17 protein-coding genes and 1 pseudogene are annotated in these 24130 nt (G+C 73.6%); 6 read left to right on the top strand and 12 right to left on the bottom strand.

Going from position 1 to position 24130, the window contains the following annotated elements:
- Positions 1-8 precede the first annotated feature (8 nt).
- From H297_RS0113190 to H297_RS0113175, 4 genes are all read right to left on the bottom strand, one after another.
- Positions 9-1253 carry a S8 family serine peptidase gene (locus H297_RS0113190; protein ID WP_027737441.1) on the bottom strand — a complete coding sequence of 415 codons (1245 nt, stop codon included), beginning with the start codon at positions 1251-1253 and terminating at the stop codon, positions 9-11.
- A 195-nt stretch (positions 1254-1448) separates the two neighbouring features.
- Positions 1449-2687, bottom strand: coding sequence for a S8 family serine peptidase (locus H297_RS0113185; RefSeq protein WP_027737440.1), 1239 nt, complete (start codon positions 2685-2687; stop codon positions 1449-1451).
- 191 nt (positions 2688-2878) lie between these two features.
- Positions 2879-3406 carry a DUF1697 domain-containing protein gene (locus tag H297_RS0113180; RefSeq protein WP_078514005.1) on the bottom strand — a complete coding sequence of 176 codons (528 nt, stop codon included), beginning with the start codon at positions 3404-3406 and terminating at the stop codon, positions 2879-2881.
- Between the two features lie 31 nt (positions 3407-3437).
- Positions 3438-4646 carry an SAV2148 family HEPN domain-containing protein gene (locus H297_RS0113175; protein WP_078514003.1) on the bottom strand — a complete coding sequence of 403 codons (1209 nt, stop codon included), beginning with the start codon at positions 4644-4646 and terminating at the stop codon, positions 3438-3440.
- A 313-nt stretch (positions 4647-4959) separates the two neighbouring features.
- Between H297_RS0113175 and glgX the strand changes: the two genes are divergently transcribed.
- Positions 4960-7131 carry a glycogen debranching protein GlgX gene (gene glgX, locus H297_RS0113170; RefSeq protein WP_027737437.1) on the top strand — a complete coding sequence of 724 codons (2172 nt, stop codon included), beginning with the start codon at positions 4960-4962 and terminating at the stop codon, positions 7129-7131.
- Between the two features lie 346 nt (positions 7132-7477).
- Positions 7478-10135, top strand: a complete 2658-nt coding sequence (gene treY / locus H297_RS36120; RefSeq protein ID WP_078514001.1) for a malto-oligosyltrehalose synthase — start codon at positions 7478-7480, stop codon at positions 10133-10135.
- On the opposite strand, the gene H297_RS0113160 is transcribed toward treY, so the two are convergent.
- Positions 10095-10994 (bottom strand): LysR family transcriptional regulator, encoded by a 900-nt coding sequence (locus H297_RS0113160; RefSeq protein ID WP_027737436.1) that lies wholly within the window; start codon positions 10992-10994, stop codon positions 10095-10097. The genes treY and H297_RS0113160 overlap by 41 nt on opposite strands.
- Before the next feature lie 106 nt (positions 10995-11100).
- Between H297_RS0113160 and lpdA the strand changes: the two genes are divergently transcribed.
- Together lpdA and treZ are read left to right on the top strand one after the other, a co-directional pair.
- Positions 11101-12531 carry a dihydrolipoyl dehydrogenase gene (lpdA, locus tag H297_RS0113155; RefSeq protein WP_027737435.1) on the top strand — a complete coding sequence of 477 codons (1431 nt, stop codon included), beginning with the start codon at positions 11101-11103 and terminating at the stop codon, positions 12529-12531.
- Between the two features lie 38 nt (positions 12532-12569).
- A complete protein-coding gene (gene treZ, locus H297_RS0113150) occupies positions 12570-14354 on the top strand; it encodes a malto-oligosyltrehalose trehalohydrolase (RefSeq protein ID WP_027737434.1) in 1785 nt (594 codons plus the stop codon).
- 31 nt (positions 14355-14385) lie between these two features.
- Here the strand turns inward: treZ and H297_RS36115 are convergent, their stop codons facing one another.
- The 5 genes from H297_RS36115 to H297_RS0113125 form a co-directional block, all read right to left on the bottom strand.
- Positions 14386-15927, bottom strand: a complete 1542-nt coding sequence (locus H297_RS36115; protein WP_486589515.1) for an MFS transporter — start codon at positions 15925-15927, stop codon at positions 14386-14388.
- Between the two features lie 242 nt (positions 15928-16169).
- Positions 16170-16574: a peptide-methionine (R)-S-oxide reductase MsrB gene (gene msrB, locus H297_RS0113140; protein ID WP_027737433.1), complete on the bottom strand. Its 405-nt coding sequence runs from the start codon at positions 16572-16574 to the stop codon at positions 16170-16172.
- A 44-nt stretch (positions 16575-16618) separates the two neighbouring features.
- Positions 16619-18031: a UDP-N-acetylmuramate--L-alanine ligase gene (gene murC / locus H297_RS0113135; RefSeq protein ID WP_027737432.1), complete on the bottom strand. Its 1413-nt coding sequence runs from the start codon at positions 18029-18031 to the stop codon at positions 16619-16621.
- A gap of 164 nt (positions 18032-18195) precedes the next feature.
- Complete coding sequence (locus H297_RS0113130) at positions 18196-18666, bottom strand: hypothetical protein (protein ID WP_027737431.1); 471 nt, start codon at positions 18664-18666, stop codon at positions 18196-18198.
- Between the two features lie 78 nt (positions 18667-18744).
- Positions 18745-19536 carry a pyrimidine reductase family protein gene (locus H297_RS0113125; protein WP_027737430.1) on the bottom strand — a complete coding sequence of 264 codons (792 nt, stop codon included), beginning with the start codon at positions 19534-19536 and terminating at the stop codon, positions 18745-18747.
- 64 nt (positions 19537-19600) lie between these two features.
- On the opposite strand from H297_RS0113125, the gene zapE reads away from it, so the two are divergent.
- Together zapE and H297_RS0113115 are read left to right on the top strand one after the other, a co-directional pair.
- Entirely contained in the window at positions 19601-20770 is a 1170-nt protein-coding gene (zapE, locus tag H297_RS0113120; protein ID WP_027737429.1) for a cell division protein ZapE, read from the top strand.
- An 84-nt stretch (positions 20771-20854) separates the two neighbouring features.
- Entirely contained in the window at positions 20855-22318 is a 1464-nt protein-coding gene (locus tag H297_RS0113115) for an alkaline phosphatase PhoX (protein WP_027737428.1), read from the top strand.
- Between the two features lie 92 nt (positions 22319-22410).
- On the opposite strand, the gene H297_RS0113110 is transcribed toward H297_RS0113115, so the two are convergent.
- Both H297_RS0113110 and H297_RS41540 read right to left on the bottom strand, forming a co-directional pair.
- Entirely contained in the window at positions 22411-23085 is a 675-nt protein-coding gene (locus H297_RS0113110) for an ABC transporter (RefSeq protein ID WP_106959616.1), read from the bottom strand.
- Between the two features lie 142 nt (positions 23086-23227).
- Positions 23228-24097, bottom strand: a pseudogene (locus tag H297_RS41540) (ATP-binding cassette domain-containing protein); the annotation flags it as partial.
- Between the last annotated feature and the right edge of the window lie 33 nt (positions 24098-24130).

The following is a 24130-nucleotide window of genomic DNA, read 5'->3' as shown; positions in this document are numbered from 1 at the left end:
AAAGAGCCTCACTTGACCACACGGAGCAGTTTGTCGGTCGTTCCCTCGGCCGCGTCGGAGACGGCACCGGCGGTGGCCCCCTTGGTCAGCGCGGTGGTCACCTGGGCGGGCGTGGCCGTCCTGTGGCCGCTCAGGTAGACGGCGGCGGCCCCGGTGACGTGCGGGGAGGCCATGGAGGTGCCGGACATGGTGGCGGTGCCGGTGTCGCTCTTGTTGCTCGCGGAGACGATGTCGACGCCGGGGGCGAAGAGGTCGACGCGCTTGCCGTAGTTGGAGAACTCGGCCTGCTTGTCCTTCTTGTCGGCGGCGGCCACGGTCAGCGCCTCGGGCACCCGGGCGGGCGAGGCGCCGGAGGCGTCCGCGCTCTCGTTGCCGGCCGAGACCGCGTAGGTGACTCCGGAGGTGATGGAGCGCTCGACGGCGGCGTCGAGGGCCTCGTCCTTGTTGCCGCCCAGGCTCATGTTGGCGACGGAGGGGCCCTTGTGGTGCTTGGTGACCCAGTCGACGCCGGCAACGGCCAGCGCGGTGGTGCCCGAGCCCTCGTCGTCCAGCACCCTCACGGCCACGATCTTGGCCTTCTTCGCGACGCCGTACTGCGTGCCTGCGACGGTGCCCGCGACGTGGGTGCCGTGGCCGTTGCCGTCCTGGGCGGTGTTGTCCTCGTCCACGGCGTCGTAGCCGTAGGAGGCGCGGGAGCCGAAGTCCTTGTGGCCGATGCGCACGCCGGTGTCGATGACGTAAGCAGTCACGCCCGCACCCGCCGTCTGCGGGTAGGTGTACTTCTTGTCCGGGGCGTTCGGCTTCTGGTCGATGCGGTCCAGGCCCCAGGAGCGCGGGCTGCGCTGTGTGGTGCTGCCCGTGGTGTGGATGCGCTGGTTCTGGAAGACCTGCGCGACCTGGTCGTCCGCGGCGAGCCTGCGGGCCTCCTCGCCGCTCATGCCGGTGGCGTTGAAGCCGTTGACGGCGGAGTCGTAGGTGCGGCCGAGCTTGCCGCCGTACTCCTCGGCGAGGTGCTTGCCGGCGCTCGCGGCCCGGCCGGCGGCGCTCGTACCGCTCGCGGAGCCGCCGTGCTTGAGGAGCACGATGTAGCTGCCCTTGACTGCGTCCTGGGAGCCGGCGCCGACGACGGTGCTCTCGGCCGGTGCCGCACCCGCGGGGAGGGTGAGGAGGGTGGCGCCGCCCGCGACGGCGACGGCCGCGCCGATCGCGAGGGATATCCGGCGTTTTCTGTTGCGGGCCACGTGAGTTGCCATGGGCGAGCGTGCCTCTCCTGGTGCGGTGTGGGGGATGACGGCCCGCCCTCCAGCGGGGAGGGCGGGCCGTCGCCGACTGGTTCGAAACCCTGTCGGAGCGGCGAACACACCTCAAGTTCTCCAGGTCGGTGTGGTGCACGCAACACCGAGAGACACGGGGTACTGCAGTGCTGTCCGGCTGTCCCGTCCGCCCGGCTACTCGGGGACGCGCAGCAGCCGATTCGGGGTGCCGGCACCGGGGTTGCCGATGGCGTCCTTCGTCGCCGTGTCGGTCAGCGCCTTGGCGACCTGCGCCGGAGTGGCCGTCTTGTGCGCACCCAGGTAGAGCGCGGCGGCACCGGTGACGTGCGGGGTGGCCATGGAGGTGCCGTATCCGGCCATGGAGGCGGTGTCGCTCTTGTTGCTGGCGGAGACGACGTCGATGCCCGGGGCGTAGAGGTCGACGCTCTTGCCGTAGCTGGAGAAGTCCGTCTGCTTGTCCTTCTGGTCGCTGGCGGCCACCGTGATCGCCTCGGGAACGCGGGCCGGGGAGGCCGAGGACGCGTCGTTGCTGTAGTTGCCCGCCGCCACCACGCAGGTGATGCCCGCGTCGACGGCGCGCTCGACGGCCTCGTCCAGCGCGACGTCCTTGAAGCCGCCGATGCTCATGTTGGCGACCGCCGGGCCGCCCTTCGCCGCGTGGTCCTTGATCACCCAGTCGATGCCCGCGACGGCGTCCGCGGTGGTGCCCTTGTTGTCGTCGCCGAGGATGCGGACGGCCACCGGCTTCGCCTTCTTGGCGATGCCGTACTTCGTGCCGGCGACGGTGCCCGCCACGTGGGTGCCGTGGTTGGCGCCGTCCTGCGCGGTCTTGTCGTCGTCCACCACGTCGTAGCCGTTCACGGCGCGGCCGGCGAAGTCCTCGTGGCTGACGCGGATACCGCTGTCGATCACGTACGCCGTGACGCCGGCGCCCGCCCCGGCGGGGTAGGTGTACTTCTTGTCGAGCTTCGTCGCCGCCTGGTCGACACGGTCCTGGCCCCAGGAGGGCGGGTTCGCCTGGGTGGCCTGCGCCTGGATCCGGTGGACCTGCACCACCTCGGCGACCTTGTCGTCCGCGGCCAGCCGCCGGGCGTCCTGGGCGCTGAGGCCTTGCGCGGAGTAGCCCTTGAGGGCGGCGTGGTAGGTGTGGTCCACCGAGCCGCCGTACTCCTTGCTGAGGGACTTCGCCTCGGTGGTGGCCTGGGCACGGGTGGCGCCAGTCCCGCCCTTGAGCAGCACGATGTAGCTGCCCTTGACGGCACCCTGGGCGTCGGCGCCGACGACGGTGCCCTCGTCGGGGGCACCCGCTCCCGCGGGCAGGGTGAGCAGCGTCGCGCCGCCCGCGACCGCGACGGCGGCGCCGAGCGCGAGGGATATCCGGCGTTTTCTGTTGCGGGCCACGTGTGTTGCCATGCCGAGGGAGCCTTTCGCAGGGGTGTGAGCGATCCCGTGTCGGGTCGCTCGCATCCTTGTCCGATTGCCGTGTACGGCTCAAGCGCCGTGGCATTCTGTGACGCACGCAACATCACGGGGTGACGCGCGCCCCACCCCTCTCCCGGCCCGCGGGTGAACGCGGCCAGGCGGCTCCCCCGGCTCTCAGCTCGTCAGCTCGTCAGCTCTGTGAGGCGCTGCACCGTGCGCCAGTTCCGGCCCGTCATGGTGAGCCGGGGCCGGACCCCCTCCAGCGCCGGGCCGAGTTTGCTGCGGCCCATGCCGTTGGGGAAGTGGCAGTAGACGGCGCGGCCGATGTGGCGGAACTCGTCCGGCGCGTAGGCCCCCGTATCCAGGCCCGCGAAGTGGTCGGGGGCCGGCTCCTCCTCCAGGAAGAGCACCAGCAGTTTCGCCGCGTCCAGCTCGGCGACGGGGAAGGGGCAGGCGGCGGCGACGGCACGCAGCTCGGCGTGGGTACGCACGAGGCAGCGCGTCTCGACACCGAACCGGTCGGCCAGGAGCCGCTCCAGGGCCTGGCCCGGGTGCGGCTCCTCGGTGGTGAAGACCGCGTTGCCGCTCTGCAGATACGTGCGGACGTCCGTCCACCCCAGTCCGGTCATGGCCGACCGCAGCTCGGCCATGGGCACCGTGTGGTGCCCCCCGACGTTGACCCCTCGCAAGAGCCCGGCATACCTCGTCATGGCGTACACCGTATGTGCCGAGGCGACTGCGCTACGACACCGGCCGGGAGTCCGTCCAGAAGTGTTCGAACTCCTCCCGGTAGAGCGGGAAGAGCGCACCCTCCCCGTCCCGCCCGGCGCACACATGGCGGCCGGCGCCGCGCAGCACGAGGACGGGGGTCTCCATGCCGCGGGAGTGCCGCAGGTAGGACTGGACGACGGCCAGGCCGTCGGAGCCGTCGCCGTCGACCATGTAGGCCGTGAACCGGGGGGTCTCGTCGAAGACGTGGATCTCGAAGGCGTCCGCGTCCCGCAGCCGGGACCGCACCCGGCGCATGTGCAGGATGTTGGTCTCCACCGAGCGGGCCAGCTCCCCCTTCTTCAACCCGAGTTCACGCTCCCGGCGGCGCAGCGCGCTGCTGGCCGGGTTCATGAACAGCAGTCGCACCCGGCAGCCCGCCTCGGCGAGCCGCACCAGCCGGCGCCCGCTGTAGTTCTGCACCAGCAGGTTGAGGCCGATGCCGATGGCGTCCAGGCGCCGCGCCCCGCCGAACAGGTCCTCGGCGGGCAGGTGCCGTTGCAGCCGTACCCGGTCGGCGTGCACCCCGGCCACGTCGGCGAACCGGTCCCCCACCAGGTGCTCCACGGCGTCCACGGGCAGCCGGTCGGCGGAGGCGGCGCCCTCGGAGGCGGCCCCCAGCAGCTCCAGCAGCCTGCGGCACATCCGTTCGGCCTGCGCCAGCACCGTCTCCGACAGGGCGCGGTTGCGGGCCACCGCGCTGCGGGCCACCTCCAGCTCGTCCAGCGCCAGCTCGACCTCGCGGCGGTCGGCGAAGTACGGCTCGAAGCAGGGCCAGTGCTGCACCATCAGCTCGCGGAGCTGCGGAAGGGTCAGGAACGAGACGAGCGTGTCGTCGGCGGGGTCGAGCAGGTAGCCCTTGCGGCGGCTGACCTCCCGTACGGCGACGGCCCGCTGCACCCACTCCTGGCCCGCGGGGCCGGCTGCGGCGATGACCCACTCCTCGCCGTGCACGGGTTCGTAGATCGGCCGCAGCACGGCGGAGACGACCGCGCGCGTGCGCTGCTCGACCAGGTTCAGCCAGACGTAGGCGCGGCCGGCCCGCTGCGCCCTGGTGCGTACCTCGGCCCAGTCGTCCTCGTCCCAGCCCACGTCCGCGCCGATCTCCATGGGGCGGGCCAGCGGTACCGCCCCCGGCTGGAGCCCGAGCCCGGCCTCGCCCCACCCCCGCCTGGGAGGCACCCCCGGGGCCGGCCCGCCCGCCGGGCCGTCGGCCGTCCCGTCCCGGGCGGCGGCCCCGCCGCCGTCCGGCCCCTCGCCGCCGTCACCTGGGGGGAGTTCAAACCCTCCCGCGCCCAACTGCGCACCGCCTTCCGCACCCCGGTCCGACCCCCGCTGTTCGATCAAGGAAGACTACTGCGGCCGCCGCGAGGCCGCACCCACAACCCCGGCGGACTTCCGGTGCCCGCGCGGCCGGACGGGGAAAGATGCCCTGGGGGCACTCCGCGCACCGAGCGCTGCCGTACCGAAGCGACGAGGGAGAAGAGACACTCCTATGCAGGTCTGGCCGGGGCACGCGTATCCGCTGGGTGCCAACTACGACGGGGCGGGCACGAACTTCGCGGTGTTCTCCGAGGCGGCGGAGCGCGTGGAGGTGTGCCTGCTGCACGAGGACGGTTCGGAGACGGCCGTGGAGCTGCGCGAGTCGGACGGATTCGTGCGCCACGCCTACCTGCCGGGGGTCCTGCCGGGGCAGCGGTACGGTTTCCGCGCCCACGGCCCGTACGCGCCCGAACGGGGGCTGCGCTGCAACAGCGCCAAGCTGCTGCTGGACCCGTACGCGAAGGCCGTCAGCGGCTCCGTCGACTGGGACGAGGCCGTCTTCGGCTACCACTTCGACGACCCCGGGCGGCGCAACGACCTGGACTCGGCGCCGCACACCATGAGCTCCGTGGTGATCAACCCCTACTTCGACTGGGGCGACGATCGTCCGCCGCGCACCGACTACCACCGCACGGTGCTGTACGAGGCGCACGTGAAGGGCCTCACCATGCGCCATCCCGCGCTGCCGGACGAGCTGCGGGGCAGCTACGCGGCGCTGGCGCACCCGGCGGTGATCGAGCATCTGACCGGGCTGGGCGTCACGGCACTGGAGCTGATGCCGGTGCACCAGTTCGTCACCGACCACCGGCTGGCCGAGGCGGGGCTTGCCAACTACTGGGGATACAACACGATCGGGTTCTTCGCCCCGCACAATGCCTACGCCTCCTGGGGGGAGCGCGGCGAGCAGGTGCAGGAGTTCAAGCACGCCGTGCGCGCCCTGCACGAGGCCGGCATCGAGGTCATCCTCGACGTCGTCTACAACCACACGGCGGAAGGCAACCACCTCGGCCCCACGCTCTCCTTCCGGGGACTGGACAATGCCTCGTACTACCGCCTCGCCGAGGATCCGCGCTACTACACGGACACGACCGGCACCGGGAATTCACTGCTGATGCGCAGCCCCCACGTGCTCCAGCTCATCATGGACTCGCTGCGCTACTGGATCACCGAGATGCACGTGGACGGCTTCCGCTTCGACCTGGCCGCCACCCTGGCCCGGCAGTTCCACGAGGTGGACCGGCTCTCCTCGTTCTTCGACCTGGTGCAGCAGGACCCGGTCGTCAGCCAGGTCAAACTGATCGCCGAGCCGTGGGACGTGGGCGAGGGCGGCTACCAGGTGGGCAACTTCCCGCCGCTGTGGACGGAGTGGAACGGGCGCTACCGGGACACGGTGCGCGACCTGTGGCGGGGCGAGCCGCGCGCGATGGCCGAGTTCGGCTCCCGGCTGACCGGCTCCTCCGACCTCTACCAGGACGACGGGCGCCGCCCGCTGGCCTCCATCAACTTCGTCACCTGCCACGACGGCTTCACCCTGCACGACCTGGTCTCCTACAACGACAAGCACAACGAGGCCAACGGCGAGGACAACCGGGACGGGGAGAGTCACAACCGGTCCTTCAACTGCGGGGCCGAGGGGCCCAGCGACGACCCCGCGGTGCGCTCTGTGCGGCGGCGCCAGCAGCGCAACCTCGTCGCCACGCTGCTGCTCTCGCAAGGCGTGCCGATGCTCAGCCACGGCGACGAGTTCGGCCGCACCCAGCAGGGCAACAACAACGCCTACTGCCAGGACTCCCCGCTCACCTGGGTACGGTGGCCGGGCGAGGAACCGGCCGACGGCCAGGACGACGGCCCCGTCGCGCGGTCGCGGGAGACCGGCGCCCCCGACCGGGCGCTGTGCGACTTCGTCCGGGCCATGGTGTGGCTGCGCCGCGACCATCCGGTCTTCCGGCGGCGCCGCTTCTTCCACGGCCGCCCCGTGGAGGGCACCCGCGACGACCTGTCCGACATCGCCTGGTTCACCCCCGACGGTACGCAGATGACCGAGGACGACTGGCAGGCGGCGCACACCCGCTCCCTGACGGTCTTCCTGAACGGCGGTGCCATCTCCGAGCCGGGCGAACGCGGCGAGCGGATCACGGACGACTCGTTCCTGCTGCTGTTCAACGCCCACCACGAGCCGCTCGACTTCGTGATCCCGCCGCTGGGTCACGGCAGGGAGTGGGAGGTGATCGTGGACACCGCCCAGGAGGAGGTCTCCGCGCGGGACGGCGGCCCCAAGGTCGCGGAGGGAGCGAGCCTGCGGATGACCGACCGCAGCATGGCGGTACTGCAACGGCCCGTGTAGAGGGTGGCCGGCACAACCGGACGCTGTCCGAACCCGGTCGCGCCGGCCACCCCACCACGGACCCCGCCCGCCGTCCGTCCAGCCGCCGAGCGCCCCCCAACCGGGCCGGCGGCGGCAGGGCTGCCACCGCTGAGAGCGACCAGCGGCAGCCGGCCGGGCCGGCCCCTTGCGTCGGCAGCCGTCCCGGGGACGGGACGGCGGGCAGGAGTGGTCCCCCTCCCAGGCCGCGCACCGTGCGGTTCCCCGCCCCCTGTGCGCCGGCCCTCGGCCGACGCTAACCCGCAGGGATCACGCCCCGGCACGGACAGGACGCACGAAATGGGCCCCACCGGGTACGTACGTTCGCATGACACGTCAGGGGGTTCTCCCGCCCGATCCGTCCGATCCGACCGCCCCGGCCGTCTCCGCCGCCGGTGCCCACGCCACGGCTCCGGCCGCCCCCACCGCCACCTACCGGCTGCAGCTCCAGCCGGACTTCCCCTTCGCCGCCGCAGCGCGCGCCGTGCCCCACGTGGCCTCGCTCGGCGTCTCCCACCTGCACCTGTCCCCCGTGCTGACCGCCGTACCCGGCTCCACACACGGCTACGACGTGACCGACCACCGCACCGTGCGCGCGGAGCTCGGCGGCGAGGACGGGCTGCGCGCGCTCGCGGCGAGCGCCCGCGCCCACGGGCTGGGGCTGATCCTGGACGTCGTACCGAACCACATGGCCGTCCCCGACGACCTGCGGCTCAACCGTCCGCTGTGGGAGATGCTGCGCCAGGGGCCCGGCTCCGCGTGGGCACGCTGGTTCGACGTCGACTGGGAAGCGGGCGGCGGGCAGGTCCTGCTGCCGGTGCTCGGCGAACGGCTCCCCGCGGCGCTGCGGCGGATGCGCGTGGAGGACGGCACCCTGCGCTACCACGGCCACGTGCTGCCCCTGCGCCCCGGCACCGAGGGCCTGCCTCTGCCCGAGCTGATCGCGGCCCAGCACTACCGTCCGGCCTGGTGGCGACTGGCCAGGACCCAGCTCAACTACCGTCGCTTCTTCACCATTTCAGGGCTGATCGGGGTGCGGGTGGAGGACCCGGAGGTCTTCGAGGCGACCCACCGCACCGTGCTCCGCCTGCTGCACGAGGGCGTCGCCGACGGACTGCGCGTCGACCACCCCGACGGGCTGAGCGACCCAGGCGGGTACCTGCGGCGGCTGCACGAGGCCTGCGCGGGCCGCTGGACGGTCGTGGAGAAGATCCTCGCGGACGGCGAACCGCTGCCCCGCTCCTGGCCGGTCGCCGGCACCACCGGTTACGACGCGCTCCGCCACGTGGACGGCCTGTTCGTCGATCCGGCCGGGCACGCCCGGCTTGCCGACGCCTACCGGTCGTTCACCGGGGTGGCGGCGGACGAGGGCGGGGCGTGGGAGCCGACCCGCCACCGCGCCGCCCGGTACGTCGTCACGCACGAACTGGCGGCGGAGACCGAGCGGCTGACCCGCGCCGCCGTGCGGGCCACTGCCGCCTGCCCCGATCCGTCACTGCGCGACCACGCGCCCTGGGCGCTGCGCCAGGCCCTGCAAGAGATGCTGGTGCGGCTGCCGGTCTACCGCCCCTACACGGCGCACGGGACACCGCCCTCGTCGCGGGACGCCGCACTGCTGACGCGCGCCGCCGAGGGCGCCCGTACGACGTTCGCGCTGCCCGAGGAGGCGACGGCGGTGGACGCCGTCCTCCGGCTCGCGCTGGGCGCCGTCCCGAGCCCCCCGGACACGGCCGCCCCCGCCTCGGCCACCGCCGTCCAGGAGTTCCCCGCGCGTTTCGCGCAGCTCTCCTCGGCTCTGCGGGCCAAGTCGGTGGAGGACGCGGCGTTCTACCGTTACGTGCCGCTGCTGTCGGCCTGCGAGGTCGGCGGGGACCCGGGCCGCCCGGCGGTCGCCCCGCAGGCCTTCCACGCGTACTGCGCCCGCGTGCAGCGCGAGTGGCCCGTGGCCGGCACCGTGCACTCCACGCACGACACCAAGCGCAGCGGTGACGCGCGGGCCGCGCTGTCCGTGCTCAGCGAGTGCCCCGGGCAGTGGGCGGAGCTGATGGCCGGCGCCGACACCTCCGCCGCCCCCGACCGCCACACCGCATGGGTGCACGCCCAGAACGCGCTCGCTCTCGGTGTCTTCCCCTCGCCCACCCCACGGCTGGCACCCGCGCTGCTGAAGGCCGTACGCGAGGCGGGGCTGCGCACCACCTGGACGGAGAGCGACCCGGCGTACGAGGCCGCCACGGAGGCGTACGTGGCGGCCCGGCGGGAGGACGAGGGCGCCCGCGCCCTGGCCGCCTTCGCGGCGCGGCTCGCCCCGCACGTACGCGCCAACGTGCTCGGTGCCGCGCTGCTGCATCTGACGATGCCCGGCGTGCCCGACCTCTACCAGGGAACCGAACGCACCTACCGGGCACTGGTGGACCCCGACAACCGTGCCCCGGTGCGGTTCGAGGAATTCGAGGAACAGGACGGCCACCGCCAGGACGGGGAGGAGATCCGCCGGGAGCGCACCGGTCCGGACGACTGGGGCCCGCAGGGCGGCGGCCGGGACGGTGACGAGCCGTACAGCAGCGGTCCGGACAGCGATGGTCCGGACGACAGCGGCCTGGCCCGCGAGAAGGCGCAGCTCACCTCCACCGTGCTGCGGCTGCGCGCACGCCACCCGGCGCTCTTCCTGCGCGGCGCCACCTACCGTCCGCTCGCCGCGCGCGGCGAGGCGGCGGAGCACTGCGTGGCCTACGTGCGCACGGACGCGGTGCTGGTGGCGGTCACCCGGCTGTCCTACGGGCTGCAGCGGCGGGGCGGCTGGGGCACCACCGCCCTGACGCTCCCCGCGGGCGGCTGGTCCCCCGCCTGGGGATGCTCCGGCGGCGCACTGTCGGGCACCGTTGCGCTGGCCCGGCTCTTCGCCCGGTCACCGGCGGTGCTGCTGACGCGGCTGCCCGGGCGGGACCTCAGCTCGCCTGGTGCCCGGACTCCCGCAGCAGGCGGATGAAGGCCTCGGCCGCTCCGGTGGGTTCGGAACGGCAGAACGCGGTGAGGGGGCGCCGCCAGGGCGGACCGACGTCGACCAACTGAGCGGTGGGCACGAGGGAGGGGCCGACGCTGGTGGCGATCAGACAGATCCCGGCGCCGGCGGCCGCCATCCGGGCCGCCGTGGTGGGGTGTTCCACCCGGACGGCGGTGCGTGGTACGAAACCGGCCAGCCCGCACACGTGGTCGATGAACCGGCGGCCCTCGACCCACGGTTCCATCCCGCACCGCACCCAGCCGCGGTCGGCCAGCTCCTCCACCTCCACCGGCGGGCCGATGCCCCCGGCCCGCGCGCACAGCGGGTCGTCGGGCGGAACGGCCAGCTTGATGCGCTCCTCACCGATCTCCCAGGACGGGCCGGCCCAGTCGGGGAGCTGGAAGCCGACGGCCAGGTCGGCGATGCCGCGGGCCATCTGCTCGCGCAGCTCGTCCTCGGTGACGTACTCGCGCACCCGCAGCGCGACCTGCGGGTGCCGGCGCCGCATACGGCTGACGGCCTCGGTCAGGACGCCCAGGGCCAGCCCGTGCACCGTCGCGATCTCCAGCTCGCCACCCGTGGACCCGGCGGCGGCACGCGCCCGGCGGCGGGCCTGGCGGGCGCTGCGGACGGCGAGTTCGGCGTCGGGCAGGAAGGCGCGCCCCATCGGCGTGAGCCGTACCCCGCGCGGCAGCCGCTCCAGCAGCGGGCCGCCCACCTCCCGCTCCAGGGCCTTGATCTGGTGGGAGAGCGCCGACTGCGTCACGTGCAGCGCCTCGGCGGCCCGGGTGAAGGACGTCTCCTCGACGACGGTGACCAGGTACTCCATCTGCCGCAGACTCAACCTGCCGCCTCCCGCCCCTGTGACAACGCCGCCATGAGCGCTGTTCATGGCGACCATGGAAGCATTGCGTTGGACGCGCCGGACTGCCGGGGCGGAGGCTGGGCGCATGAGCGGGAACAGCACGGATGTGATCGTCGTCGGCGGCGGAACGGGCGGCTACAGCACGGCCCTGCGCGCCGCACACCTCGGCCTGGACGTCACCCTGATCGAGCGCGACCTGGTCGGCGGGACCTGTCTGCACCGGGGCTGCGTGCCCAGCAAGGCGATGCTGCACGCCGCGGAACTTCTCGACGGGGTGAGCGAGGCACGCGAGAGGTGGGGCGTCAAGGCGACGGTGGACAGCGTCGACTGGGAGGCGCTGGCCGCCACCCGCGACGACATCGTCGCGCGCAACCACCGGGGCGTGGAAGGTCAGCTCTCCGGGGCCGGGGTGGCGGTGGTACGGGGGACCGCCACCCTGGCGGGGCCCCGCCGCGTCGACGTCGCACGCGCGGCCGGGGCAGGCCCGCAGCGGTGGACGGCGCGGCGGGGCGTCGTCCTGGCGACCGGCTCCAGGCCGCGGACCCTGCCGGGCCTGGAGCCGGACGGCCGCACCGTCGTCACCAGCGACGACGCCCTGTTCGCCCCCGGACTGCCGCGCAGCGTCCTGGTGTTGGGCGGCGGGGCGATCGGCGTCGAGTACGCCTCCCTGCACCGCTCCATGGGCGCCGACGTCACGCTGGTGGAGGCGGCGCAGCGGTTGCTGCCGCTGGAGGACGAGGACACCAGCCGCCAGCTGACCCGCGCCCTGAAGAAGCGCGGCATCACCGTGCTGACCGGCGCCCGGCTGCGGGAGGCGCACAGGGCGGGGCCCGGCATCGAGGCCCGCGTCCAGCCCGCCCGGGGCGACGAGACGGTGCTCACCACGGAGCGGTTGCTGGTCGCCGTGGGGAGGGCGCCGGTCACCGACGGACTGGGCCTGGCGGCCGCCGGGCTGGCCACCGACGAGCGCGGACACCTGCCGCCCGCACGGTGGGCGACGCTGGAGACGGCCACCGCCGGGATCCACGTCGTGGGCGACCTGCTGCCGCCGCCGTCCCTCGGGCTGGCGCACGCCTCGTTCGCGGAGGGGCTGGTGGTCGCCGAGGCCCTGGCAGGGCGCGCCACGCGCCCGGTGGACTACGCGGCCGTACCCCGCGTGACGTACTCCTCCCCGCAGACCGCCTCCGTCGGCCTGAGCGAGGCCGAGGCGCGAGCCGCAGGACACGACGTGCGCGCCAACGTGATGCCGCTGACGGCCACCGCCAAGGGCATGGTGCACGGCCAGGGCGGCATGGTGAAGGTGGTCGCCGAACAGGACGCCGAGGGACGGGTGCTGGGCGTCCACCTGGTGGGCCCGCACGTCTCCGAGATGATCGCCGAGTCGCAGCTTGCGGTCGCCTGGGACGCCTCCCCCGCGGACATCGCCCAGCACATCCACCCGCACCCCACGCTGAGCGAGGCGGTCGGCGAAGCCTTCCTCACCCTGGCCGGAAGGGGACTGCACCAGCACGCGTGACCTCACCGGGAGGGGGCCACGGCGGCGACAATGGGCCCATGCTGTTCGACGTATGGGCCCCGGCCGCGCGAACCGTCACCCTGCACCTCGCCCCCGCCACGCACCTGCCGATGGCGCCCTCGCCCACTCATGAGGGCTGGTGGCGGACCGAGGCACCCGCACAGGCAGGCACCCGCTACGGCTTCGCCCTGGACGACGGGCCGGTGCTGCCCGACCCGCGTTCCCGCCGCCAGCCCGACGGGCCCGAGGGCCTCAGCGCCGTCGTGGACCACGGCGCGTACGCCTGGCGGCACCCGTGGCGGGGCCTGCCGCTGCCGGGAGCGGTGCTGTACGAGCTGCACGTGGGCACCTTCACCCGGGAGGGCACGTTCGACGCGGCGGCCCGACACCTGCCCCACCTGGCGGGGTCGGGTATCAGCCACATCGAGCTGATGCCCGTCTGCCCGTTCCCCGGCAGCCACGGCTGGGGGTACGACGGTGTCGCGCTGTGGGCGGTGCACGAGCCCTACGGCGGGCCCGAGGGGCTGAAGCGGTTCGTGGACGCCGCCCACGGGCACGGCCTGGGTGTCGTCCTCGACGTGGTCCACAACCACCTGGGCCCGTCCGGCAACCATCTGCCCGCCTTCGGCCCGTACTTCACCGAGCGGCACCAGACCCCCTGGGGTGCGGCGATCAACCTGGACGCACCCGGCTCCGACGAGGTACGCGCCCATCTGATCGGCAGCGCCCTGGCCTTCCTGCGCGACTACCGGCTCGACGGGCTACGGCTGGACGCCGTGCACGCGCTGGCCGACACCCGCGCCGAGCACTTCCTCGCCCAGCTCTCCGAAGCCGTCGACACCCTTGCCGCGCACACCGGGCGACCGCTGTTCCTGATCGCGGAGTCCGACCGGAACGACCCGCGCACCACCGCGCCGCGCAGCGCGGGCGGGTTCGGGCTGCACGCCCAGTGGAACGACGACTTCCACCACGCCCTGCACGCCGCTTGCACCGGCGAGGCGCACGGCTACTACGCCGACTTCGCCCGCGACCCGCTCGCGGCCCTGGCCAAGACGCTGACCGGGGCCTTCTTCCACGACGGCACCTATTCCAGCTTCCGCGGCCGGCGGCACGGCCGCCCCGTCCACGGCCCCGGCGCCGCCGAGACCCCCGCGCACCGTTTCCTGGCGTACGCGCAGACCCACGACCAGATCGGCAACCGCGCCCGCGGGGACCGTCTCGCCTCGCTGATCTCCCCCGGGCTGCTCGCCTGCGCCGCCGCGCTCGTGGTGCTCGCACCGGGCACTCCGATGCTGTTCATGGGTGAGGAGTGGGGCGCCCGCACGCCCTGGCAGTACTTCACCGACCATCCGGACCCCGAGCTGGCCGAGGCCGTACGCCAGGGCCGCAGACGGGAGTTCGCCGCACACGGCTGGGACGCGCAGGAGATCCCCGACCCGCAGGACCCGGCCACCCGCGAGCGCTCCTGCCTCGACTGGAGCGAGCCCGGACAGCCCGGCCACGCACGGCTGCTGGACTGGTACCGCACCCTGATCGCCCTGCGCCGCGCCCACCCGGTGCTGGCCCACGTCCCCCTGGGCGAGGCGACGGTGCGCCGGGAGGCGGCCGGCGCGCACCGGATGGGGGCGGCGGAGCCGGGGTGGCTGCTGCTGCACAACGGCCCGCTGCACATCGCGGTGAATCTCTCCCCCGACCGCGCGGCAGACATCCCGCTCCCGTCCGCCCACACCGTGCAGCTGGCCGCCTGGGACCCGGCGACACGGCTGACGGAGGGGACGCTGCGGTTGCCGCCGGAGTCGGCGGCGGTGGTGGGCCGGCCGTGACCGCCCGTGGCCTGCGCAACGGGCTCGGGGCCTACGGGACGGGCTCGGGGCGCGGATCGGCGCCCACGCCGGGGTCGCCGACAGAACCGCTGCCGGGACCGCCACGCTGCACCAGGTGCGGGTCGGCGTACGGATCGGCCCGCCCGAGGTCCACGCCGGCCGCCGGGGCCGAGGGCCTGGTCGCGGACGACGGCAGGAAGGCCGCGATCAGCAGACCCAGCAAGGCCGCACCCGCCGCGATGAGGAACGCCGTGCGGAAGCCGCCCAGTTCGGGCACCCGCCCGGCGCCCAGCGGGCTGCTCATCTTCGCGAGTACGACGCCCACGACCGCGCTCGACGTCGACGTACCGATCGACCGCATCAGCGTGTTCAGCCCGTTGGCCGCGCCGGACTCCGAGGGGTCCACGGCGCCGAGGATGAGCGCGGGCATCGCGGAGTAGGCGATCCCGATGCCGACGCCGATCAGCACCGCCAGCAGCACCGTCTGCCAGACCGCTCCCAGCAGCATGGTGCCCAGCAGGTAGGAGCCGGCCAGGATCACCAGCCCGGTCATCAGCGACACCTTCGGCCCGCGGGCCTGGGAGAGCTTCGCCGACAGCGACGAGACGAGCATCATCGCGACGCCCATCGGCGCCACGCACAGCCCGGAGACGAGCATCGACTGCCCCAGCCCGTAGCCGGTGACCGCGGGGAGCTGGAGCACCTGCGGCAGCACCAGCGTGAGCGCGTAGAACGCGAGACCGACCATGATCGAGGCGAGGTTGGTCAGCAGCACCTGGCGGCGCGCCGTGGTACGCAGGTCCACCAGCGGATCCGCGATACGCAGCTCCAGCAGGCCCCACGCCAGGAAGATCAGCACGGAGGTGCCGAGCAGCCCCCACACCCGCGTGCTGTCCCAACCCCAGTCGCCGCCCTTGGAGATGGGCAGCAGCAGTGTCACGAGCCCGGCCGTCAGACCGAGGGTCCCCAGCACGTCGAAGCGGCCCGGCGTGCGCAGCGGAGACTCCGGCACCAGCAGGGCGACCAGCGCCATGGCGGCCACCCCGATGCCGGCCGCGCCGAAGAACAGCACATGCCAGTCGGTGTACTGGGCGATCCAGGCGGCCAGCGGCATCCCGAGCGCACCACCCACGCCGAGCGAGGAGCTCATGAACGCCATGGCGGATCCCAGCCGCTCGGGCGGCAACTCGTCCCGCATGATGCTGATGCCCAGCGGGATGGCGCCCATCGCGAACCCCTGCACGGCACGTCCGGCCACCATCGGCACCAGCGCGGAGGTGAAGCCGCAGATCAGCGAGCCGAGGACCATCATGCCGAGGCTGAGCAGCACGATCCGCCGCTTGCCGTACAGGTCACCGAGCCGCCCCATGATCGGCGTGGCGACGGCACCGGCCAGCAGGGTGGAGGTGATCACCCAGGAGGCGTTGGACGTCGAGGTGTCCAGCAGTGCGGGAAGTCGGGCGACGACCGGGACGATGAGGGTCTGCATGACGGCGACGGAGATCCCGCCGAACGCGAGCACCGGCACCAGCCACCGCCCGCCGCCGCTGCCCCCCACCGGCCCCGTGGCTATGTGAACCTCCGCGCTCTCGGCACTCGTTCGCACGCTCTCCCCCACGCGTCACTCCGCCCTTTCGCTGTTCTGCTGTGTACGTACCGCTGTGCATCACTCACGTGCAGCGTACAAACGAACTGCCGGGCGCCGTCCCGTATTCCCCCTCAAGAGACGAGGCACACAGTGCGCCCCCGCGCACTGTGTGCCCCCGCGCACCGGGCCTCCCTGCTGGCGCGGACGCGCGGGGCAGGCTTCGGGCTTCAGCCACGCGGGACGAGCTTCATCGATACCGAATTGATGCAGTAGCGCTGGTCCGTGGGTGTCGGGTAGCCCTCGCCCTCGAAGACGTGGCCCAGGTGGGAGCCGCAGCGGGCGCAGCGGACCTCCGTGCGGACCATGCCCATGGAGCTGTCGGTCAGCAGCTCCACGGCCTCGGAGCGGGCCGGGTCGTAGAAGCTGGGCCAGCCGCAGTGGGAGGCGAACTTGGTGTCCGAGCGGAACAGCTCGGCCCCGCAGGCCCGGCACTCGTACACGCCGGTCGTCTCGGTGTCGGTGTACTCGCCGGTGAAGGGGCGCTCCGTGCCGGACTCCCGCAGCACGTGGTACTCCTCGGGGCTGAGCTCCGCCCGCCACTGCTCCTCGGTCTTGTCGATCTCGTATGCCATCTCGGCTCGCTCCTCAGCGTCGTGTGCCGGTCCGCCGGCGACGTTCACTCCGCCAGCTCGGCGAGGATCCGCGGGCCCAGCTCGGTGACGTCCCCGGCTCCCATGGTGAGAACGAGATCACCGGGCTCGGCCATTCCCACGACGGCGGCGACCGCGTCCCGGGCGGCCTCCACGGCCCGCACGGCGGCACCGGCGGCCTGCGCGGCGTCGGTGACCAGTGCGCTGGTCACGCCGGGGATCGGGTCCTCACGGGCCGGGTAGACCGGCAGCACGACCGAGCCGTCGGCCAGCGCCAGCGCCTCGCCCATCTCCTTGCCCAGCTCCTGGGTGCGGCTGAAGAGGTGCGGCTGGAAGACGACCAGCACCCGCCCCTCCCCGGCCCCGCCGCGGATGGCCTCCAGGTCGGCGGTCATCTCGGTGGGGTGGTGCGCGTAGGAGTCGATGACCTGCACACCGCCCGTGAGCCCCTTGAGCTGGAGGCGGCGCTTGACGCCCGTGTACGAGGCGAGGGCGCGTGCCAGCTCGGCGGCGGGCACCGCGAGAGCCGCACCGGCCGTGAGGGCGGCGACCGCGTTCAGGGCGTAGTGCCGGCCGGGTACCGAGACGTCGAACGTCAGCTCCTCGCCGTCCATGACGACGGTCACCTTGCTGGTGAGCCCGCGGGGCACGATGCCGGTGACCCGCACGTCGGCGTCCTCGGCCGCACCGTAGGTACGGATGGTCAGCGCCCGGTCGTCCCGCGACCGCAGCCGCCGGGTCAGCTCCCGCGCGCCCTCGTGGTCGGCGGAGATCACCAGTGTGCCGCCGTCCGCGATCCGCCCGGCGAAGATCTCGAACGACTCGTAGATCTCGGCCATGGACGCGTAGTTCGCGTGGTGGTCCAGTTCGACGTTGAGGACGATGGCCACCTCGGGCGCGTACTTGTGGAAGCTGCGGTCGCTCTCGTCCGCCTCGGCCACGAAGATCTCGCCGGTGCCCTGGTGGGCGTTGGAGCCGGGCCCCTCCAGGTCGCCGCCGATCGCGTACGACGGGTCCAGGCCCAGGTCGGCCAGGCTGACGGCGAGCATCGAGGTCGTCGTCGTCTTGCCGTGCGTGCCGGCCACGGCCAGCGGGCGCAGCCCGGCCATCAGCGCGGCCAGCGCGTCGGCCCGGTGCAGCACCGGCAGGTCCCGGCGCCTGGCCTCGGCCATCTCCGGGTTGTCCTCGCGGATGGCGCTGGAGACGACGACGGCCGTGGCGTCGGGCGCCAGGTGGCCGGTGGCGTGCCCGATGTGCACGGTCACGCCGAAACCACGCAGGGCGTCCGCGGTGGCGGACTCCCGGGCGTCGCTGCCCGCGACCCGGGCGCCACGCACCGCGAGGATCTTCGCGATCCCGGACATGCCCGCGCCGCCGATCCCGATGAAGTGCGGCCGCTCCAGGGCGGAGGGGAGGGAGGGGGTGGCAGCAGCGGTCATACGTGCGTCTCCAGGCTGACTCGGCAACGGGCTGAGGGACGGCGCCAAGCCTATGCGGTGTGCCCCGCGCCCCCTTGCAGCCCTCTCCCGGCTTGCAGCCCTCTCCCGCCCGACAGCCCCGTCACGACCGCCTCCCCCGGCCGACACCCCCCGCCACACACCCCTCACTCCTCGTTGTGCGCGAACAACTTCAACACCGGCACTCCCACTTTGTGCCGCGCCCGCGAGGCCCAGTCCCGGTGGAAGAACTCCTCCACCAGGTGGGGGGCGGTCAGCACGATGACCTCGTCGGCCCGGGTCTGGTCGGCGACGGAGCGGAGGACGTCCAGCGGGTGGTCGTCGATGATCTGGCCGACCGCCTCGCTGCCGGCGTCTCTGAGCCGTTTGAGCGAGAGCTCCAGCGCCTGCTCGGCCGGCCCGACGGCCTCGCCGCCCTCGGGTTCCTCTCCCTCGTGCACGACCTGGTCGAGCTCGCCGAGGGCCACGTCGTCCAGCGCGCGCAGCAGCCGGTCCTGGTCGCCGCGCGGTTGCAGCAGGACGACGAAGGAGACCGGCTCCTCACCGTGCAGTGTCGTCACCATCTCCACGTCGGTGGACACCAGCGGCTTCTCGATCATCAGAACTGTCGTGATCACGACGGGCGCCCCTTCTCCGGTCGGAAAGAAACCATCCTGCGCTTGTCAGTCTGCCCAGCAACCGAAAAGCGGAACATCTCATTCCGCCCCGGTCCGCACCCGGTGGTAGCGCGTGAAGAGGAACCCGCCCTCCTCCAGCACTCCTTCGAGCGAGAACGCGTCGGGGTCCGGCAGCACGGGACCGTTCATGATCCGCGGGGCCGACCCCGCGACCACGCGCGGAGCGATCGACAGACACACCTCGTCGAGTACCCCGGCTGCGGCGAACTCCCCGAGCAGCGTCGGACCGCCCTCCGTCAGCTGGCGCCGCAGCCCCCGCCGGGCCAGCAGGCCGGGCACCCGCGCCGGGTCCGCGGCGTGTCCCTCGCCGGCGAAGACGACCTCCGCACCGGCCTCCCGGGCCCGCGCCACCCGGTCCTCGGGGGCGCCCTGGCCGGTCACCAGCAGCGTCGGCACGACGGGCTCGGTGAACAGGGGCGCCGAGAAGTCCAGCTCCAGTCCGGCGCTGAGCACCGCGATCGCCGGCACCGGCGCCTGTCCCTGGGCGGCGCGCCGGTCGGCGAAGCCGGACCGGCGCTTGGCGGGGCGATAGCCCTCCTGCCGTACGGTCTGCGCGCCGACGACCACCACGTCGGCCAGCGCCCGCAGCACCCCGAAGATCCACATGTCGGCCTTGGAGGAGAGCGGCTGGGAGCGGCCGCCGTGGTGGACGGCGCCGTCAAGCGAAGCGACCATGTTGCCGCGCAGCCAGCAGCGGGCGTCGTCGGAGCCCTCGCCCAACGGCGGGTAGGCGTACTCCTCGGCGATCTCCTCCAGGCTCCATTCGGGAGCGGGGGCAGGTGCTGAGCTCGAAGGGAACAGGCGTCGCATAGGGCGCAGTGTGGCACGGCGCACTCCCGGCGAGCGGCGCACCGCCTGGGGCGGGCCGACTAGCATGACAATCGTGTCAACGACCGAAGCGCACATATCCGGAGCCTCCGCCGGCTCCACCGGATCGCCCAGCACCGCCGACGACCGGGCAGCCGCCGGGTCCGCGGACGCGGCCCCGCTCGCGCTCACCGCACGCGCGCCGCACGTCCCCGCCGAGCAGCTCGTCGCCGAGATGGTGCCGCCTCCGCGGTTCGACTCGGTGCGCTTCGCCACGTACATCCCGGACCCGGCGCAGCCGAGCCAGACCGAGGCCGTCGCGGTGCTCGGCTCCTTCGCCGAGCGCCTCGGCGCCGCGGACCGCTCCGGCACCGGGGAGGGCGGCGGCCTGAAGCGCTGGTTCCGGCGCGGGGCGAAGCCGGCGTCCGGCGGCGGCCCGCGCGGGGTCTATCTGGACGGCGGGTACGGCGTCGGCAAGACGCACCTGCTCGCGTCCCTGTGGCACGCCGCTCCGGCCGCGCCCGAGCGGAAGGCCTTCGGCACCTTCGTCGAGCTGACCAACCTGGTGGGAGCGCTCGGATTCCAGCAGACGGTCCGCACACTGTCCGGCCACCAGCTGCTGTGCATCGACGAGTTCGAGCTGGACGATCCCGGCGACACCGTGCTGGTCTCCAGCCTGCTGGCGAGGCTCGTGGAGCACGGCGTGGCCCTCGCGGCGACGTCGAACACGCTGCCGGGCAAGCTGGGCGAGGGGCGGTTCGCCGCCGCCGACTTCCTGCGCGAGATCCAGGGCCTGTCCGCCCGTTTCCGCACGCTGCGCATCGACGGCGAGGACTACCGCCACCGGGGGCTGCCCGAGGCCCCGCGCCCCGCCGCCGACGAGGAGGTGACCGCCGCCGCGCACCGCACACCCGGTGCCTCCCTGGACGCGTTCCCCGCGCTGCTGGACCACCTCTCCCGCGTCCACCCGAGCCGGTACGGGGCGCTGGTCGAGGGGGTCGGTGCGGTCTGCCTCACCAGCGTGACGCCCGTGCCGGACCAGTCGACGGCGCTGCGCCTGGTGGTGCTCGCCGACCGGCTCTACGACCGTGAAATACCCCTCGTCGCCTCGGGGGTGCCCTTCGACGCGTTGTTCAGCAAGGACATGCTGGAGGGCGGGTACCGCAAGAAGTACTTCCGGGCCATCTCCCGGCTGACCGCGCTCGCCCGGGACGGCGAGGAGCTTCCCCGGGCCTGAGTTGCGTCACGGACGGTGTGCGGGCGCGGGTGCGCGTGGTACACACGCTCGGGTCACCTGTCCGCCAACAGGGGAGAGTGCCCGATGCCCACGACACGACGTCAAGCGCTGGCAAGAACCGGAGCCGTTGGGGCGGCAGTCGCCTTCAGCGGCGCGCTCTCGGAATTGTTCACAGGGACCGCCGCGGCCCAGGCCACCGGCGGCAGCGCGGGCTACGGCCCGCTCGTCCCCGATCCCGACGGACTGCTCGACCTGCCCAAGGGCTTCCGCTACAAGGTCCTCTCCCGCGAGGGCGACCAGCTCCGCTCCGGCGAGGGCAAGGTGCCCAGCAACTGCGACGGCATGTCCGCCTTCCCCTACTCGCCGAAGGGCGGACGCGCCCACGGCGGCGGCAGCGGGAACAGCCACGGCGGCCACAGGAAGGACCGCATCTGGCTGATCCGCAACCACGAGAACCGCAAGGACTCCCGGGTGCCCGTCCCCACCGTCGAGGGGCTGACCTACGACCCCGAGGGCGAGGGCGGCTGCACCGTCCTGGAGCTGGACGGCGACAACGGCTACAACGCCGACAACGCCAACAACGCCAACAACGCCGTCCGCAGCGAACGGGTCGGCATCGCGGGGACCTCCACCAACTGCGCGGGCGGGCCCAGCCTCTGGAACACCTGGCTGACCTGCGAGGAGACCGAGTTCAGGGCGGGCGAGGAGGGCTACACCAAGGACCACGGCTTCATCTTCGAGGTCGGCTTCGACCCCCGCCGCCCCACCTCGGTGGAGCCGCTGACGGACATGGGCCGCTTCCAGCACGAGGCTGTCGCCTTCGACCCGCACACCGGCGTCGTCTACGAGACCGAGGACGCCTTCGAGAAGCCGTTCGGCCTCTTCTACCGCTTCCTGCCCCGCAAGCCCCTGGGCGGGTACGGCTCCCTGCACGCGGGCGGCACGCTGCAGGCCATGCGGGTGCCGGGCGTGGCCGACCTCTCGTCCGTCACCGAGACCGGCACCACGTTCGAGGGCATCGAGTGGGTCGACGTACCCGACCCGCTGGCCGCGCAGACCCCCGTCCGGTTCCAGGACTTCGGCAAGGGCGGCATCACCCACGCGCAGAAGCTGGAGGGCTGCTACTGGGGCGGCTCCTGCGTGTACTTCGTCTCCAGCTACGCGCGCAGCGCCGAGGGGTCGCAGCGCGACCACTTCGGGCAGATCTGGCGGTACGACCCCAAGCGGCGCCGCCTGACCCTCGTCATCCTCTTCGGCCCGGACACCGATGTGCAGCTTCCCGGCGAGGAGCCCGACAACATCTGCCTCGCCCCCAGCGGCGGGCTGATGGTCTGCGAGGACGGCGCGGGCGCCCAGCATGTCTTCGGTCTCACCCGGGGCGGCACCGTCTACCCCGTGGCGCGGGGCGCCCAGAACATCGGCACCCCCGAGGAGCCGGAGTGGGGGGAGTTCGCGGGCGTCACCTTCACCCCGGACGGCCGCACCATGTTCGTCAACTGCTACACCCCGGGCACCACGTTCGCCGTGACGGGACCCTGGCGGCACTGACACCCGGCCGGGGCGGGCGACTCCCCGCTCCGGCCCTTCCGGCCCCTTCCGCCCCCGGTTGAGCCCCCGGTCCGCCGGACGGGCGGGCCCCCTCACGGGCGGCGGGCCGCCACGGTGCAGGCCGCGCAGGCGGCGAGCCCCGCGATTAGGACGGCACCCAGCAGGGGCGTCCAGGGGACGTGCGGGGCACCGTGGGCGGAGGCGTGCACCAGGTCGGTGACGGCCGCGTTGGCCGGTGAGACCCCCACCACGAGGGCCGCTACGGCTCCCAGCACGGTCGCCACCACGGTGTAGCCGCGCGCCCGGATCAGCGGGCGGTTGCACAGGGCGCCGACCGCAGCACCGACCAGGGTGCACGTCAGCACCGAGCAGAGTCCTGCTGCGAGGGCGGGGCCGGTCGGCACGGCTGTGCCGCTGCCGGTCCGCGGCGCGCTCGCCCACGTCACCACGGCCACGGCGGCGCAGCCGAACACCAGCGCGGTCGCCGCCCCGGCGGCGACCTGCGCGAGGTGGACGCGGGCGGCGCCCACGGCGGCCACCGCGCAGTGCCGGGCCGCCTCGGGCTCGCCGGTCACCCCGATCCGTACCAGCCAGGCGGCGGTCGGCAGCAGCACGGCGGCTGCCAGGCCCAGGGAGTCGAGCACCGGCTGCCCCGCGTCGACGCCGACCGCCAGCAGCCCCGCGTACAGCAGCAGCGGCGCCGACCAGCGCTGGGACCGTGCCAGGACGGCGAGCTGATAGCGCGTCAGCGCGAGCATCGCTCTCATGGGGCCCTCTCCCCCCCCGGGACACGGAACGCGGATGCCTCTTCTCCCGCAGGTTCTCCCGCAGGTTCTCCCGCAGGTTCTCCCGCAGGGGCGGCGCACCGCCGTCCTCGGGGAGGGCCGGCGTGCAGACGTCCTCCCGGGCGGGAGCCGTTTCACGGTCCTCCCGCAGCGAGCGCACGTGCCAGCCGGGGCGGGCCGCCAGCAGCACGCGCAGGGCGGCGTCCGAGGCGGCGGCGGGAACGGTCATCGTGAGGGTCCCGTCCGCAGTCACCCGGCAGTGGGCCTCCCCGGGCAGCCCGGCGGGTGGGCCGGCGCCCGGCGTGCCCCGCGCCTCGATACGGGCCGTCGGGGGACGCGGGGCCGCGCGGGCGGGGGACGACGCCACCGGGGCAGGCGTCACGGTGCCGTCCGCCGCGACGTGTACGGCCGCGTCGGGTTCCCCCGCCAGCCGTGCCGGATCGTGGTCGACGAAGACGACGGAGCCGCCGGTGGCGACCCGCTGCCGTACGACGTCGTCGAGGACCGCACGCGCGGCCCGGTCGAGTCCGGTCCACGCCTCGTCGAGCACCAGCAGAGCGGGGTGTCCGACGAGGGCCTGGGCGACGGCCACCTTCTGGCTGCTGCCCTTGGACAGTTCCCGCATCCGCGTACGGGCGTACGGTCCCGCGCCGAGACGCTCCAGCCAGTGCGCTCCCTCGCCCGCGGCCGCCCGCCGCCGCAGGCCGCGTACGCGCCCGAGATGGGTCAGGTAGGCGAGGGCGGTCAGCGGCAGGGCGGCGGGGAAGCGTTCGGGAACGTATCCGCGCGTCGGGGGGAGGCCGCGCACCCGGCCGGCGGCCGGGGTGTCGACCCCGGCGAGCAGCCGCAGCAGGGTGGACTTTCCGCTGCCGTTGCCGCCCTCCACCCGCAGCAGAGTGCCCGCCCGTACCTCCAGGTCGACGTCGCGCAGCACCCAGGGGCCGCCCGCGCGGTAGCGGCACCCCACGCCCTCCAGCTCCACAGCCCAGCTCATGGGGGTGACGGTAGCCGCTGGCAGACTGAACGG

Source organism: Streptomyces sp. CNT360, from assembly GCF_000424785.1.
This window is presented reverse-complemented; position numbering and strand designations above follow the sequence as displayed.